Source organism: Halobacteria archaeon AArc-dxtr1 (genome assembly GCA_025517425.1).
In the GTDB taxonomy this organism is placed as follows: domain Archaea; phylum Halobacteriota; class Halobacteria; order Halobacteriales; family Natrialbaceae; genus Halostagnicola.
The window spans coordinates 722221-737245 of record JAOPJY010000001.1 but is presented as its reverse complement, the minus strand read 5'-3'; the positions used below and the strand labels follow the sequence as shown (position 1 = coordinate 737245).

Here is a 15025-nt window from a genome sequence, read left to right as displayed (position 1 = left end):
TACGCGACCGAAACAGAGCTGCCCGTTCGCCGACTCATCAGATGACGAGTACAACTGACGCCACTGCGCCACTGAGCAGCAACACGCCGCTGTAGATTGCGACTCGGCTCTTGAAGCGCTGGTTCGTCGAGGCTGCGGCGAGCAGGGCCTTGACGACGATACTCGAAACGGTCGCCAGCAGGACGGCGATGGTCGCCTCCGTCGACCCGAGCTGGCCGCCGCGGTAGAGGACGACCGCGGAGGTCGTCGCGCCGGCGCTCGAGACGAGGCCACTCGCGACCGCGGTCACATAGAACCCGAGCGTGCCGAACCAGGTCTCGGCGAGCGAGCCAAAAACCAACACCGCGAGGAAGACAGCGCCGAACCCGAGCGCGTTCTTCATCGAGAAGGGGCTTTCGAGTTCCATCGGCGCCGCCTCCCGCCAGTCGGCGGTAGCGCCCGCGATGACGAACGCAACGACGATCACTGCGCCGAGTGGAACGATCGCCTCGGTGAGCAACGAGACGCCGCCGCCAGCGGTGAACGCGATCGCGATCGCTAAGTTTCGCGCCGCCATCGCGGCGTCCGCGAGGATGATCGCTGCGACGGCGTAGGAGGCGGCGTCGGGGCGTTGGCGGACGTGATCGAGCATCGTTCCGACGACGGCGGTCGACGCGGCGAGACCGCCGAAAAAGCCGGTGACGGCGATTCCTCGGCTGCCGTACGTCGAGACGATCGCGTAGTTGACGATCCCGATCCCCGCGACGGCGACGACCATGAGCCAGATCACTTGGGGCTCGAGCGGGATCGTCAACTCGCCGATTTCCAGCGTGTACTCCGGGGGTAACAGCGGGTAGACGACGAACGCCAAGATTGCGAACTCAGTCGTCGAGCGCATCTCCTCGCGCGAGAGTCCCCAGGCGAACTCGTGGAGTTCGCGCTTGAGAACGAGCAGCAGCGACGAGAGGACGGCGACGGTCACGCCTTCGATGACGAAGCCAGCGGCGACGAGCGCGCCGACGCCGTAAGCGACGAGCATCGAGACCGACGTCGTCAACGAGAGCCCACCCTCACCGTCCTCGTCGAGGAGTCCTCGGACTGCGAGCAAGACTCCCTGTACGATGACCAACACACCGCCCAGAACGAGCAGACCCTCACCGACTGCCGTCTCGAACGCGAGGATGGTAAAGACGGCGGCAAGCAGGCTGATCAGTGAGAACGTGCGAATGCCTGCTGACTTGTGTGACCACTCGCGCTCGAGTCCCAGAAACATCCCCAGCGCGCCGGCCAGACCGATGCGGACGACCGTCTCGTCCAGGGCTTGCGCGCCAACCTGCAACGGGAGCTCGTTCACGCCCTGTAGTTTCCCACAACCGGATATAAACGACGCGGCGAACCAGTCACAGTGAGAGCGTTGTCTCGGCCAGAAATGGTCGCTGCACGATCAGGGTCAGCTATATTCGAGTGCCGTCTGCGATAGCCGTCGATCGGTCACTCGATGTCGACGTACTGTGTCTCCCAGTCACGGCGAGCTTCGAGCTCCCGTCGACCGCGGCGAGTGAGCGTATAGAAGTTCGTTCGTCGGTCTCGACGCCCCTTCTCGACGAGTCCCTTGTCGACGAGCGTATCGAGGTTTGGATACAGCCGCCCGTGGTGGATCTCCTTCTCGTAGTACTGTTCGAGTTCGTCTTTGATTGCCAGTCCGTGGGGCTCCTCCTCGCCAGCGATAACGTAGAGCAGGTCACGCTGGAATCCTGTCAAGTCGTACATTGGGAAGTACCGAATGTATGTTACTGTCGGTTTTTAATAAGTATATCGGGTTCCCTTCGAGAGCGTCCGCTAATCGCTGGTGAGATAACTCCTACGGCAACTGCTGCAATCTATAACACGATTGGGTAGTAGCCGATACGTGGGACTATAATGATCGAATCATGTCTGATAAGATTGATTTCCGTGCTCGTGAGTGAGTAGATCGGTCTCGAGAACACGTAGCTGTGGCTCTCTCGTGGTACGAATAACAGGAAAGCAAGCCGCGTGGCGAAAAATGCCACGCGGCCGCTTGCCGCCCTGAATTGGTCCCCGCTGACGCTTCGGCCCTCCAAGCGAAGCGTCACGCGAAAAAAATCGCTGGGTGATCTTAAATCTACCGGCCGCGTATGGGTGGTCACTTTGACTGTCCCACACGTCGACTTGCCACTGGTTGGGCTATAGATCGAGGAGGGCGCACGATGACGGCTTCAAAAGCGCCCGTACGAAACGCGAAACTCGACCGACCGAGTGTAGACGACTCGATTAGGTGTCGTCGTCGTCGTTGTCGTCGTCGTCGTCGTCGTTGTCGTCGTCGTCGTCGTCGTCATCTTCGTCGTCCTCACCGAGCGTGAGCGTTAGTTCCTCGTCGTCTCCGTCGATTTCGACCTCGTCCTCTGCTTCGTCACCCTCGTGCTCCGCGCGAACGGTGTACTGACCATCTTCGAGGCTGTCGAACTCGGCAACCCCATCTTCGTCGGTCTCTTCTTCCATCTCCTCATCATCGTCCTCTTCGTCGTCATCGTCGTCAGTATCGTCGTTCTCCTCGTCATCATCCATCTCCTCGTCGTCGTCCATCTCCTCATCGTCATCGTCGTCATCGTCGTCATCGTCGTCCTCATCATCGCTTTCGACGGTGACGGTCGCACCTTCGACGCCATCACCGTCTTCATCTTCGACGGTGACTGTGAGCATGTTCTCGCCGTTTTCGTCTTCGTCCTCATCCTCTTCTTCGGGATCCTCTTCTTCGGGATCCTCTTCTTCGGGATCCTCTTCTTCAGGGTCCTCTTCTTCGGGATCTTCCGGGTCATCCGGATCTTCCGGATCATCCTCCACATCATCACCTGGCCCTTCGTCTGCACAACCGGCCAGCAGCAGTGCACTTGCGGAACCTGCAGCGGCGACGAATGTCCGTCGGTTAAGTCGTGGTCGGGACATACAGTCGGATAGTATGTTCCCGTCCGTTGCGATGCGGCCTGCAACTGCCGTGTCTTGATGCGCCACCCACTTGCAGAGGCCCACGGGGGCGAGTCATAAACTAATTGTCGCCTCACGACAACGATCAATTGTATGAAACGGCGAGTTGCGCTTGGGTTCGGGTTCGCCGCGCTCTTGCTCGTCGTCTTGCTAGGATTCGTCGGCGGACGCGACGTTGTCGCCGAACTCTCCCACGCTAACTGGCCGACTCTCACGGTCGGCGTTCTCTCGGGACTGCTCGCTCTGACGTTCCGAGGGCTCGTCTGGAGCCGGTTTCTCCGGCTGGTCGACCCGACGCTGACCCGCGCGAGCGTGGGATCGGTCTTTCTGACCGCGATGTTTTTGAAGTACGTAACTCCGTACGGGCAGGTCGCCACTGAACCTGTCGTCGCCTACCTCGTCGCCAGCCGATCCGAGATGGCAGTCGAGGACGGGTTCGCGGGCGTCGTCTCCGCAGACCTGCTCAACTACGTTCCCTACTACACGTTCGGCTTTCTGGCGCTCGTGTTCATGACGACCGACGACGTCCTCGGAAACGATATGCGGGCGCAGCTGACTGCGTTCGGCGGGTTGTTCGTCCTCGTTGCGGCGCTCGTCTACGTCGTCGTCCGACGCGAATCAGTCGTCTATCGGCTGGTACTTCCGACAACCTCGATCCTTCGAAGCACAGTTGGCCGGTTCACGACACGGGTAGACCGCGCGCTCGCCCCCACAGCCGTCCGCTCTCGACTCGACGGCTTCTACGAGACGGTCGACACGATCACTGCGGATCGGCGGACCCTCGTCCACGCGACGATATATGCTCACCTCGGGATGGCGTTTCTAATGGCGCCGGTGTACGTCGGCGCAGTTGCCCTCGGCCACGAGCTTCCCATCGCCGTCGTGGCCCTGGCCGTGGCACTCGGGAAACTGGGATCGGTCGTCCCCGCCCCCGGCGGGACCGGTGGCGTCGAGGCCATCGTTACGGCCTCGCTGGTTGCACTCGGTGGCCTTACGCCTGCTACTGCGTTGACCGTCGCACTGATCTACCGCGCCTGTACGTACTGGCTCACGATCTGCGTTGGTGGGGCCTTCACTGCAGGGTCTTTCGCGCGTGCGTAATTGATCGGTGGGAATTTAGCGCTCCCGACCGAACCACCGCCCATGAAGATTCGGGGCGAGCGAACGTGTCGCGAGTGTGGGACTCAGTGGTCGTACTACGAGACGGGCAGCATCGATTGCCCGGCCTGTGGCAGCCTGCGCAGCGTCGGTACGGACGAGCGTGCCGAGCATACCGATGCACCCGTGACATTCGACCTGAGCCCGGTTCGAAACGCCGTCGACGACAGCTCGACGACAACACTCGCAGAGCGCGCTCGTGACCGCACCCGAGAGTACGTTCGCCAGCGTGGATTCATCAGCGGCGGAGAGCTCCAGTCCCTCGACGATACCTACCTCGCCGCCGCAGAGTTGCTCCACGTCGCCGACACGCTGGCGCGGGCGCGGCAGCTCGAGGAATCCGAGGAACTGTATTTCATCTCCGTACTCGCCGACGCCGACGCAGGCGACCGTCCGCCTGCTACGGAGGTTCCAGAGACACTGCGCGCAGCCCGCGGGCTGGCTGCCGCCGAGGCTGTCCGGGAGTATCGGCGTGACGTTCGCACCTGGCTCGAGGGATCCGAACTAACCGAGGCCGAACGTGGTGCGTTCGACGCGCTCGGCGAGCACGCCAAACGCATCCGAATGTTAGACGGTGACGTGTCACCGGAGACGGCAGAGACGCTTCTACGCGCCGCTCGCGAGGTCGCTGACGCACTGCGCGGCGAGGAGGCTGCACTCGCACGCGCCCAAGACCGTCTCGACGAACTCGCCTGAGGAGAACGGAAAAACGGCGTCGCTACGGGAGGTCGACCTCGACGCCGGTCTGCTCGCTGGCGGCTTTAACCGTGTTGTAGAGCAACATCGCTCGCGTCATCGGGCCGACCCCGCCGGGAACGGGCGTGATCGCGCTCGCCTGCTCTTTAGCGCTCTCGAACTCGACGTCGCCGACGAGTTCGTACCCTTTCTCGGTGTCTGCATCGACGCGGTTGACGCCGACGTCGATCACGACGGCGCCCTCGTCGATCATCGAGCCGTCGATCAGCTCGGGGACACCCACAGCGGCGACGACGACGTCGGCGCTGCGAGTCTTCGCGGCGAGATTGTCGGTCCGGGAGTGACAGACCGTCACCGTCGCGTTGCCGTCCTCGGCCTTCTGCACGAGGAGGTTCGCCAACGGCTTGCCGACGATATCAGAGCGGCCCACGATCGTCACGTCTGCGCCCTCGGTCTCGACGCCTGCCGCCTCGAGCAGCTTCTGGACGCCGTGGGGCGTACAGGGCCGGAATCGAGCGTCGCCGGCCACGAGCCGACCGACGTTCTCGGGGTGGAAGCCGTCGACGTCCTTGCGCGGGTCGACCCTGCGGATCACTTCGCGGTAGTCGACGTGGTCCGGAACGGGGGCCTGAACGATGTAGCCGTGAACCTCCGGATCCTCGTTCAACTCGGAGATGGCGTCGTACAATACGCCCGGCGAGGCGTCGCCTGGAACGTCGACGTGGTGGCTCTCGATGCCAACCTCCTCACAGTCGCGCTGTTTCATGTTCACGTACGTCTGACTGGCAGGATCGTCGCCCATCAGCACGGTCGCCAGTCCGGGGCGGGAGCCGGCGTCGGCGAGCGTCTCGATAGCATCAGTCAGTCCGTCGCGAATGTCTGCAGCGACAGCGTTACCGTCGATAATCTCGGTCATTACGTCAGAGGGCGACCGCGAGACCCATTAACGCTCGGGTTCGTGCTCACTTTCGCCTGTTCGAAGTCGAAAGGTATGCACGAATATGGGATAACGCGGTTCCCGATCGGACCGGTTAGGAGAGCTCCGATCGAACCGTCTCCGAGAGTATCGCCGACCGGACGTCGTGTTCGTAGCCGTCTCGGATGCCGTTGGTGACGTATGCGAACGCGAGTCCGGTCTCCGGCTCGGCCCATGTCATGCTGCTGCCGAGACCGCCGTGGCCGAAGGTTCCGGCTGGTGCGGGCACGCCGCGTCGGTCCGGGAGCGCGCCGCCGCGCTGAAAGCCCAGGCCGTATCGCGAGGCGGTGCCAACGTCGTCCCCAGGCGGTTCCTCGACCTGAAGGGCGATCGCCTCCTCGACGATCTCCTCGCTCACCAGTCGGGTGCCGTCGAGTTCGCCGCCGTTTCGGTAGCAGGCATAGAACCGCGCGAGTTCTCGGGTAGGGCCGATGCCGGTCCAGGCCGGATTGATTCCCGCCTGGACCTCCTCGCGGTTGTACGTCTCGGCGGCCTCTTCGGTAGTGTAGCCGGCCATTAGCCCCGGCTCCCCGATCCGATCGTAGGGGTCGAAGCCGACGAGCGTGGCGACCTCGAACGCGTCGTTCTCGCCGCCGTCCTCGCTGTCGCTTCCCCCACCCTCATCCGGACGCCCGATGTGGGTTCGGTCCATGTCCAGCGGCTCGAAGACGTTCTCGCGGGCAAAGTCGTCGATCCGGTCGCCCGTCACCTGGCGTACCAGCTCTCCGATGATCCAGCCGAAGCTGTAGAACTGGTAGGCGGTGTCTTCGCCGGGCGAAAACTGCAGCTCGGCCTCCTCGACGCCCGCGGACAGCGCGTCGGGGTCGGTCCAGTCGTCGTACTCCTGGTCGACGGGGGTTTCGGGAATGTCTGACTGGTGGGTGAGGACGTGGCGAACCGTCACCTCGGCTTTCTCGCTGCCGTCGTCGGCAAACTCGGGCCAGTGGTCGACGATCGGATCGTCGAACTCGAGATCTCCCTCGTCGACGAGCACGTGGACACACGCCGCCGCGAGCGGTTTCGTGTTCGAAAAGAGGACGAACCGCGAGTCGGGTTCGGTCTCGATTCCCTCGGGTTCGGCGTCGTCCGTCGGCAGCCCCTCGCCGTCTTCGGTTCCGGTGGTTCCCCCGGCGAGGTCGACGACGAGCTCATCCCCATCGTAGACCGCAAGCTGGGCGCCGTGGTGTAACCTCTGTTCAAGCTGGTATTCGAAGAGGCGCTCGATCCGGTCGTGCCCGCTTGCGATGGTCTCTCCGTCGTCTCGTGCGGCGGGTCGTCGACTCCGCTCACCGGTCACCGGCCGCCCGACAAGTGCGGCGCCTCCCACCCCGAGTGCTGTCAGTGCGGTTCGTCGGCTGATTCGCGGTTCGTTCGTATCCATGGACGACGAACGGAGTTGGTAACAGGAAAGGTAGTGCACGCGTATTCCGGTGCGTTTGCGTGCGCGAACCGCGTGAGACGCGCCCTGGGCCTGAATACCCGAGGGGGCTTGGGTAACCGCTGTCTGACTCCGAGTGGGGCATAGCGCTTCGAACCACGCGATCGACGGCACGCTGACTGACCATCGTAGACCTGTCCTATTGTATGAGTGTTCGGTCCACCTCAGTTACGAATATGTGACAACGTGTTGTCCCGTGTCGCGTATGGCCCTGCGGACGCTCGTGGAACGATCCCTGTCCGTCCTCGCCTATCCGACGTGGACACACGGCCTACTCAATAGATCTCGGCTTCCGGTCACCGTGAACGCGTCGTCTGCGACGATCTCCATTGGGTGTTTACTCCGTGGTGAGATTGATCTGGGGCCGAACGTGAGGCTGAGTCGAGGGTGCGTCCTCGGTGGTGACATCTCCGTGGGGAGACGGACAAACCTGGAGCCAAACTGTGATCTCATCGGGGAGATCGACATCGGCAAGTACTGTGCGATCGCCCGGCAGAGTACGTTTCAGCAAACGAATCACTACACCCGGAAGCCGTCAATGCAGATTCGGCTGTACGACGACGTTCTCGATAGCAACCTTCCACCGACTGCGGACGGGCCGATAACCGTCGGAAACGACGTCTGGATCGGAACGCAATCGATCGTTCTCTCGGGTGTGACGATCGGTGACGGGGCCATCGTCGGTGCCGGCGCCGTTGTCACCGACGACGTCGAACCATACGCGGTCGTTGCCGGTGTTCCCGCGGAACGGATCGGGTGGCGATTTCCACGCGCAGTCAGAGAGGCACTCCTCGAACTCGAGTGGTGGGAGTGGGACGAGCAGACGATCCAAGAGAACGCGGCGTTCTTCGAAGCCGATCTCTACGACATGGATGACGTCGTCGATGCGCTTCGATCGATCGAGGGCGAACGTGGGAGAATACAGTCCACGGCTCGATCCAATACCGACTAGTGGTTTCAACTGGTTGGCTGCCGGCACCGAGAGCGGTAGTCCCCACTCCCAGTTCCAGCGCTGTCTACGCGTCTTCGTAAAGCGGGTTCGCGGCACACAGCGCCTCGACTCCCTCGCGCACGTCCGCGATGACGGCCTCGTCCTCGGGGGCGTCGACGACGCGGGCGATCAGGTCGGCGACCGTGCGACAGTCGTCCTCGTCGAAGCCGCGGGTCGTCAGCGCGGGCGTGCCAGCGCGGATGCCCGAGGGGTCAAAGGCCGAGCGCGTCTCGCCGGGGACCGTGTTTCCGTTCAGGACGATGCCGGCGTCCTCTAGCGCTTCCTCGGCGTCGCCACCGGAGGTGTCGGGGTGACTCTCGCGCAAATCGACGAGCACGAGGTGGTTGTCGGTGCCGCCGGAGACGAGCGAGAAGCCGTGCTCTGTGAGCTGTTCGCCCAGCGCCTTCGCGTTGGCGACGGTCTGCTCTGCGTACTCCTCGAACGCGGGCTGGAGCGCCTCCTCGAAGCCGACGGCTTTGCCGGCGATGTTGTGCATGAGAGGGCCGCCCTGGCCACCGGGGAAGACGGCAGCGTCGACGTCGTCAGCGTACTCCTCGTCGCACATGACGATGCCGCCACGGCCGGCGCGAATGGTCTTGTGTGTGCTTCCCGTGACGAAGTCGGCGATGCCGACCGGCGAGGGGTGGACGCCAGCGGCGACGAGCCCGGTGATGTGGGCGATGTCGGCGAGGTGGAGCGCGTCGACGTCGTCTGCGGTCTCCTGGATGCGTTCCCAGTCGATGTCTCGCGGGTACGCGGAGTAGCCCGAGACGATGATATCGGGCTCGAACTCGGCGGCTTGCTCGGCGAGGCCATCGTAGTCGACGTAGCCGGTGTCGGGGTCGACCTCGTACTGCTCGACGTCGTAGAGCTGACCGACGAAGTTCGCGGGATGGCCGTGAGAGAGGTGGCCGCCGTGGGTTAGATCGAGCGAGAGGATCTTGTCGCCGGGCTCGAGCATCGCGAAGTAGACGGCCTGGTTGGCCTGCGTGCCCGAGTGGGGCTGGACGTTGACGTGCTCGGCGCCGAACAGCTCCGTCGCGCGGTCGATCGCGAGCTGTTCGACCTCGTCGGCGTACTGACAGCCGCCGTAGTAGCGCGAGCCGGGGTACCCCTCGGCGTACTTGTTCGTTAGAGCACTGCCCTGGGCGTCTAGAACGGCGCGGCTGACGTGGTTCTCGCTGGCGATCATCTGGAGTGACGATCGCTGCCGGTCGACTTCGGCCTCGAGGGCGTCGGCTACCGCAGGGTCGACGGCCCGGACGTGGTCGTGTTCCATGTGTGGGCTGGTGGCTGGATCGTTCATAAGTGTACCTCTCTTCGCCGAGCGAGGACGGTCTCGTGGCACTCTCCGGCCCGTCGGTGGCGGTTTTTGCCGCGGCCTTCCTTTGAAACTAATACTAATCACCATCCGATACAGTTAATTAGGTAGAGTTACATGTTTGCCTCGAATGCTGCGGTGGGAGGGCGGCGACGGCGTCATCACCGTCGTCGATGCAGACAGCACCGAGATCACCATCGAGGGGCCCGATCTCGTCGCCGGCGGATCGGGCGCAGCGATCGATCGCCCAGTCGACGAGACGATCAACGCCGTTACTAGAACGCTTCGAGTTCCTCGCGCCGTCGTCTACGCGTTCGCCGCGGACGGCAGGCGGTACGAACTCGACCCGGTCGATGGGTCGCTGTCGCTACCGCCAGCGCAGTACGTCGTCGACGTTGATGCTGCCGTCAAAATCTACCTCCAGTTTTCCGGGGCAGCGACGATTTCCCACACCGAGGACGGTCGTTCTGTTCGCATCTCCTTTCCGAACCGTCGAGACGTCGCGATCGGTCTGCGGAGTCACTACGAGCTACCGACCGAGACGATCACCGTCACCGAATCACCGGCCGATGTCGCCGCAGCGATCGGTCATCTTCACGCGGCCGTCGAGACGGAGACGCCGAACCGAACGTATCCGACAAAACGCGGTCATCCGCCACTACTCGAACTCGGCGACGAGTTCGAGATTCCCGAGTCGGTTCGTGATGAAACGGCGACTACTGGCATCGAACTCGTCGTTCCCCCGACCTACGAAGCGTTGTACTGTACGGCACCTCTCGCGTACTTCCTCCAGGCATCAGTACGTCTCGGCGCCACCGGGCCACCCAGAATTCGGCTTCGAGACGAGGGAATCACCGCCCGGTTTGATCGCCGACTCGAGGAGTCGGCTGCGAGGCTCCTCAGGAAGGTGTTTTTCCTCGACTGTCTCGTCCGTAACGAGGGACCACACGATGCGCCACTCTCGGAACTGAGCATCCTGCGGGCGCTGGATCTCGATAGTGAGACTCTCTACCGGGCGGAGCCACAGACTCGCCTCGCGAGCTACCTCGAAGTTCCGGATGCGGCGATCGAACACCGGCTGCCCGACTGGCACCTAGCGACGTACGTCAAACCGGAGCCGAGTCGCCTCGCAACGCTCCCGTTCTTGCTCGACAGAATGAGTCTCATCTACATGCCACGCACCTCGACGCTCGAGGGGCGGGAGCTGATCGACCGATCGCTCGACGCCTTCTACCGGGCGCCGGCTCGAACCGGACGATCGCGAAACGCCCCGTCGGTCGACGTGGTCAAACCCGAACTTCGAACGGGACGCGTCCACGGCTGGCTCGCAGACGGCGTCCCCATCGACGTCTTTACGTCCCATCCGGCTGCCTACCGGAATCGGTTTACCTACCTCGAGCGCGCAGACGAGTCGACGTCGATCTGCGTCGTTCTCAACGATCCGGCGATGACCGGGGAGCGTGTCTCCGTCACAGACATTTACCGCCAGCGGGCGAAGTCGATTAGGATCGACCTCTCGGTCACTGAGTCGCTCACCACGGCACAGCTCGCTCGCGTCTTCGAATCCGGACACGACTTCGTCCACTACATCGGTCACTGCGAGACTGGCGGCCTCCAGTGTGCCGACGGAACGCTCTCGGCGACGTCGCTCGATCGCTGTTCGACGCAGACGTTCTTCTTGAATGCCTGTGGCTCCTACTACGAGGGAATGGAGCTGATCGAACGTGGGAGCGTCGCCGGCGCCGTTACGGTAAACGAGGTGTTGAACGAACACGCCCTCAAAGTCGGCTCGACGTTCGCGAAGCTGCTCGTTCACGGCTTTAGCTTCGAGCGCGCGTTGCGTCTGGCCCGACGCCGGATCATGATGGGAAAGGATTACGCCGTCGTCGGTGACGGGACTCATTCACTGACTCAGCGCCAGTCGACGTTTCCCGTCTCGGTGAGCGTCGAGCCCACCGACGACGGCCGATATCTGCTAACGTTTGACTGTTATTCCCCGCGGACGGCGGGGTCGTACTACGTTCCGCACGATCAACAGGATGAGTACGCCTACCTCTGTGGCACGGCCGCCAGTATTCTCCTCGAGGAGTCGGAGTTACGGGAGTTCCTCGCGGAGTCTGCAGTCGCCGTAATCTACGACGGAGATGTCCACTGGTCGCGCGAACTCTCGGGACTGTTTACGGGCTAAGTCCGGCTAGGGTCCGCGATAGGTGCTGATTCGCTTCGATCGACAGAGGAACACGAGTTCAGTACAGGAGATGGTACGATCGAACGCCACACCAATCCGTCTCACACACCATATGATATTACCCATCACAATTTTCCATTCGCCACGGAGTATTTATATTTAATTGACCTATTTCGTGCTGGTCGAGAGGACGCGTCTACGTCGTGCGTTTCGAGATGCTCTGCGTATCGGCCCAACCGCTCTTGGGCAGTCTGGCTGGTAGCCGATCTGCCTTGTGCTGCGACAATGGCCAACAAAATTAAGTACCATCGTGTTATTTAGTTCGTTATAGGGATGTGCTCGAATTTACTCAACCACCAGATTGACGATATTCTCCAGCAGGTGCTCGAAGACGCGAGTGGGACCGTCTCTCTAATCAATCCGTCGCGCAACGCGATCGAGGCGCTGATCCCGGTCGCAGCTGACATCGACGACGAGCAGATCTCAGTTCGCCTCCTCGCCGACGAGCGGATGCTAAAAGACGTCCTTGGCGACTTCATCGTCGCTTCGAACGCCGCAGACCTCGTCAGCGACGGAACGTTATCGCTGCGCATTTTGAGCGAGCCACCGGAGAACTCGCTACTGGTCACCGACGAGCAGGTCGTCGCAATCGTTCCCGCTGGCGACCGCGTCGGCGGGCTGACGACGGACGACGAGAGTTTCGTCGATGACGTTTCCGACACCTACGAGCGCCAGTGGGAAGACGCTGAGGTGTACAATCTCCGCACGCCGCCGATAACGGACGTCAAAGAGACGCTCGCTGACGAAATCGGCCCCGACGCCGAGGCCGACTTTACCACGATCTTAAACTCCCTCGAAACTGCCCGCGGCGACGGCGACGGGCTAGACGAGGTCACCATCTCGTTGCTGGTCGCTGCGAAAAACGAGGCGCTGCTGTACGACATCAGCAAGTGGGGCGAGGACGTCGGTATCGCCAGCAAGGCGACCTTTAGCCGGACCAAGACGAAACTCGAGGATATGGGGCTGATCGACACGGAGAAGGTGCCGATCGACGTCGGACGCCCCCGCCTCCGACTGAAAATCGGCGACGAGCGCCTCCAGGAGGCCGACAACGGCCAACTCGCCTCGGTGGCACAGTCGATTCTTCACTAACGACCTTTTACTCTGCAGTCTTGCGCGCCGACGGCAGCGTCGCTGCCGCACGGCGCGCTGTCCTTCGGTAAAAGGTCGATCAAAAGCACTCCTCCCTCCCCGTTGGGTCGGTCGTCGGCCCGCTCGCTCACCCTCCGGGGTCGCTCGCGGTCAAACTCGGGGTCTCCGCGCCCACCAGGTCCCCACCGAGAGACGCAACCCCCAAGTCATCGCCGCGTGACAGTCCGGATATGTACGAGGCGGTCCACGCCTACCCGGACGGGAAGAGCACGGTCGCGCGGCTCGCGAAGACCGCGGCCGAGTACGGCTTCGAGGGCGTGGTCGTCCGCACTCGCTCCGGCGCTCAGCCCGACTACGACCCCGAGCAGATCGCCGCAGCGTACGGGATCGACGTCGTCGATGGGATCGAGGTGCGAGCCGACGATCGCCAGCAGGCGAGTGGAGCGGTCGGAAACGCCCGTCACTCACACACGATTGTGACTGTCAACGGCGGCACACCGTCGCTAAACCGGTTTGCGGTCGAAAACGAGATGGTCGACGTTCTCGCCGCCCCAATGGCTGACAGTGGTGACGTCAACCACGTACTCGCGAAGGCGGCAGTCGAGAACGGCGTCTGTTTCGAGTTCGATCTCGGCCCAGTACTCCGGCGCAGCGGTGGCAGGCGCGTCCGTGCGATCCAGTCACTCCGGAAGCTGCGAGAGATCGTCGACTATTACGACGCCCCGTACGTCGTCAGCGCGAGGGCGCGCTCGCACCTCGAGCTTCGCGCACCGAGAGAGCTCGTCGCGGTCGGAGAGGCGGTGGGCTTTCCCCCCGAATGGACCGAAGACGGGCTACGCGAGTGGGGACGGCTCGCCGAACGCAACCGACGGATCCAGTCCGAGTCGTTCATTGAGCCGGGGGTCGAACGGGGTCCGTATGAAGAAGACGCTTGAGGAGCACGCCAGTCGGTTCGACGACCACGCATCGGCGTACGACGAGTCGACGGCGACCGAACACCGAGCCTGTGCGAGTCTCGTCGTTGAGCATGCGGCGCCGTCGGCCGACGACGTCGTCTTAGACATGGGAACGGGGACCGGCGCAATCGCACTCGCGCTCGCCGACGATGCCGAGCGCGTCGTCGGTCGGGACATCAGCGAGGAGATGATGGCCCGTGCCAGAGAGAAGGCCGACGAGCGCGGACTCGAGAACGTGACGTTCGACCACGGGACCTTCCGTGAGCCCAACGTCGCGGGAGCCGTCGACGCCGAGTCCTCGGAGACGCCCCGAGCCCACGCTCGCTCTGCTGGCGTCGATATCATCACATCGAACTTCGCGATGCATCACGTAGACGACGACGCCAAGCGAGAGGCAATTGCGGTTGCCGCCGACCTCGGGCCCCGACGGTTCGTCCTCGGTGACATCATGTTCTTCGACGAGCCCGATCCCTCGGCCTCGTTTTACGATCCTGCGGTCGACGACCCTGCGACCGTCGGCGTGCTGGCGGACGCGCTCACCGACGCCGGCTTCTCGCTGACCGCAGTCGAACGCGTCGACGACCAGGTCGGCGTGCTGGTGGCCGAACGAGCACCGCTTGAGGGAGCGGCGGTAGCCGACGCACCGGAGGGGGCCGTCGACGAGGTCGGCGACGGCGACCGCGACGGATGAAGCACCTCCCCAAGCACCTCCGGCCGCGGTGGCGCTACCTCGCCGTCGGCATCGAGTCCTGGCCAGACGCCGACGTCGGCCGCCGGGCGTTTCAGCGCGAGGTCTGGTACGCCGGGCAGAATCTGCTGGGCGACCCCGGGAGCGCCCACGCTGACCTCTCTGTCGTTCGATTCGCGTTCCAAGACGGCGATGGTGAGGCACTCGTGAAGGTTCGACGCGGGGAAGAAGACGCGGCGCGGGCGGCGCTGGCTTGCGTCGACGAGGTGGATGGTTCGCCGGTCGGAATCGCTATCCGCGGTATCAGTGGCACGATCCGTGCCGCTGAAGAAAAGTTTTTAGGTAGACGTGAGCAAGTTCCGGCAGAGAGAAACGTCGTGTTCGAGAACGAAGAGCGGGTTGGACTCGAGCGGAACGGCTCCGTCGATCTCCAACGTGGCGACGCGTTCGTCGGCGCGACAGACCTCGATTTAGTGTGA

General features: G+C 63.1%; 14 protein-coding genes. 8 read left to right on the top strand and 6 right to left on the bottom strand.

The window, feature by feature from the left end:
* Positions 1-37 precede the first annotated feature (37 nt).
* The 3 genes from OB905_03800 to OB905_03790 form a co-directional block, all read right to left on the bottom strand.
* A complete protein-coding gene (locus OB905_03800; protein MCU4925112.1) occupies positions 38-1333 on the bottom strand; it encodes an MgtC/SapB family protein in 1296 nt (431 codons plus the stop codon).
* 137 nt (positions 1334-1470) lie between these two features.
* Entirely contained in the window at positions 1471-1749 is a 279-nt protein-coding gene (locus OB905_03795) for a PadR family transcriptional regulator (GenBank protein ID MCU4925111.1), read from the bottom strand.
* Between the two features lie 522 nt (positions 1750-2271).
* On the bottom strand, positions 2272-2943 hold the full coding sequence (locus OB905_03790; GenBank protein ID MCU4925110.1) for a hypothetical protein: 672 nt from the start codon (positions 2941-2943) through the stop codon (positions 2272-2274).
* A 132-nt stretch (positions 2944-3075) separates the two neighbouring features.
* On the opposite strand from OB905_03790, the gene OB905_03785 reads away from it, so the two are divergent.
* Both OB905_03785 and OB905_03780 read left to right on the top strand, forming a co-directional pair.
* Positions 3076-4083: a flippase-like domain-containing protein gene (locus tag OB905_03785; protein ID MCU4925109.1), complete on the top strand. Its 1008-nt coding sequence runs from the start codon at positions 3076-3078 to the stop codon at positions 4081-4083.
* Between the two features lie 42 nt (positions 4084-4125).
* Entirely contained in the window at positions 4126-4836 is a 711-nt protein-coding gene (locus tag OB905_03780) for a TFIIB-type zinc ribbon-containing protein (protein ID MCU4925108.1), read from the top strand.
* Between the two features lie 22 nt (positions 4837-4858).
* On the opposite strand, the gene OB905_03775 is transcribed toward OB905_03780, so the two are convergent.
* Together OB905_03775 and OB905_03770 are read right to left on the bottom strand one after the other, a co-directional pair.
* Positions 4859-5752: a bifunctional methylenetetrahydrofolate dehydrogenase/methenyltetrahydrofolate cyclohydrolase gene (locus OB905_03775; GenBank protein MCU4925107.1), complete on the bottom strand. Its 894-nt coding sequence runs from the start codon at positions 5750-5752 to the stop codon at positions 4859-4861.
* Positions 5753-5867: 115 nt separating this feature from the next.
* Positions 5868-7193, bottom strand: coding sequence for a beta-lactamase family protein (locus OB905_03770; protein MCU4925106.1), 1326 nt, complete (start codon positions 7191-7193; stop codon positions 5868-5870).
* 262 nt (positions 7194-7455) lie between these two features.
* Here OB905_03770 and OB905_03765 point away from each other — a divergent pair, with 262 nt between their 5' ends.
* Entirely contained in the window at positions 7456-8202 is a 747-nt protein-coding gene (locus OB905_03765; protein MCU4925105.1) for a CatB-related O-acetyltransferase, read from the top strand.
* Positions 8203-8266: 64 nt separating this feature from the next.
* On the opposite strand, the gene OB905_03760 is transcribed toward OB905_03765, so the two are convergent.
* The gene (locus OB905_03760) at positions 8267-9520 is read right to left on the bottom strand and encodes a serine hydroxymethyltransferase (GenBank protein ID MCU4925104.1); all 1254 of its coding nucleotides are present in this window, start codon (positions 9518-9520) and stop codon (positions 8267-8269) included.
* A gap of 172 nt (positions 9521-9692) precedes the next feature.
* Here OB905_03760 and OB905_03755 point away from each other — a divergent pair, with 172 nt between their 5' ends.
* The 5 genes from OB905_03755 (at position 9693) to OB905_03735 (ending at position 15025) form a co-directional block, all read left to right on the top strand.
* Positions 9693-11750: a hypothetical protein gene (locus OB905_03755; GenBank protein MCU4925103.1), complete on the top strand. Its 2058-nt coding sequence runs from the start codon at positions 9693-9695 to the stop codon at positions 11748-11750.
* Positions 11751-12083: 333 nt separating this feature from the next.
* Complete coding sequence (locus OB905_03750; GenBank protein ID MCU4925102.1) at positions 12084-12902, top strand: DUF5821 family protein; 819 nt, start codon at positions 12084-12086, stop codon at positions 12900-12902.
* 230 nt (positions 12903-13132) lie between these two features.
* Complete coding sequence (locus OB905_03745; protein ID MCU4925101.1) at positions 13133-13837, top strand: ribonuclease P; 705 nt, start codon at positions 13133-13135, stop codon at positions 13835-13837.
* Positions 13821-14549 carry a class I SAM-dependent methyltransferase gene (locus tag OB905_03740; GenBank protein MCU4925100.1) on the top strand — a complete coding sequence of 243 codons (729 nt, stop codon included), beginning with the start codon at positions 13821-13823 and terminating at the stop codon, positions 14547-14549. Before OB905_03745 ends, OB905_03740 begins: the two co-directional genes overlap by 17 nt.
* Positions 14546-15025, top strand: coding sequence for a ribonuclease P (locus tag OB905_03735; GenBank protein MCU4925099.1), 480 nt, complete (start codon positions 14546-14548; stop codon positions 15023-15025). Before OB905_03740 ends, OB905_03735 begins: the two co-directional genes overlap by 4 nt.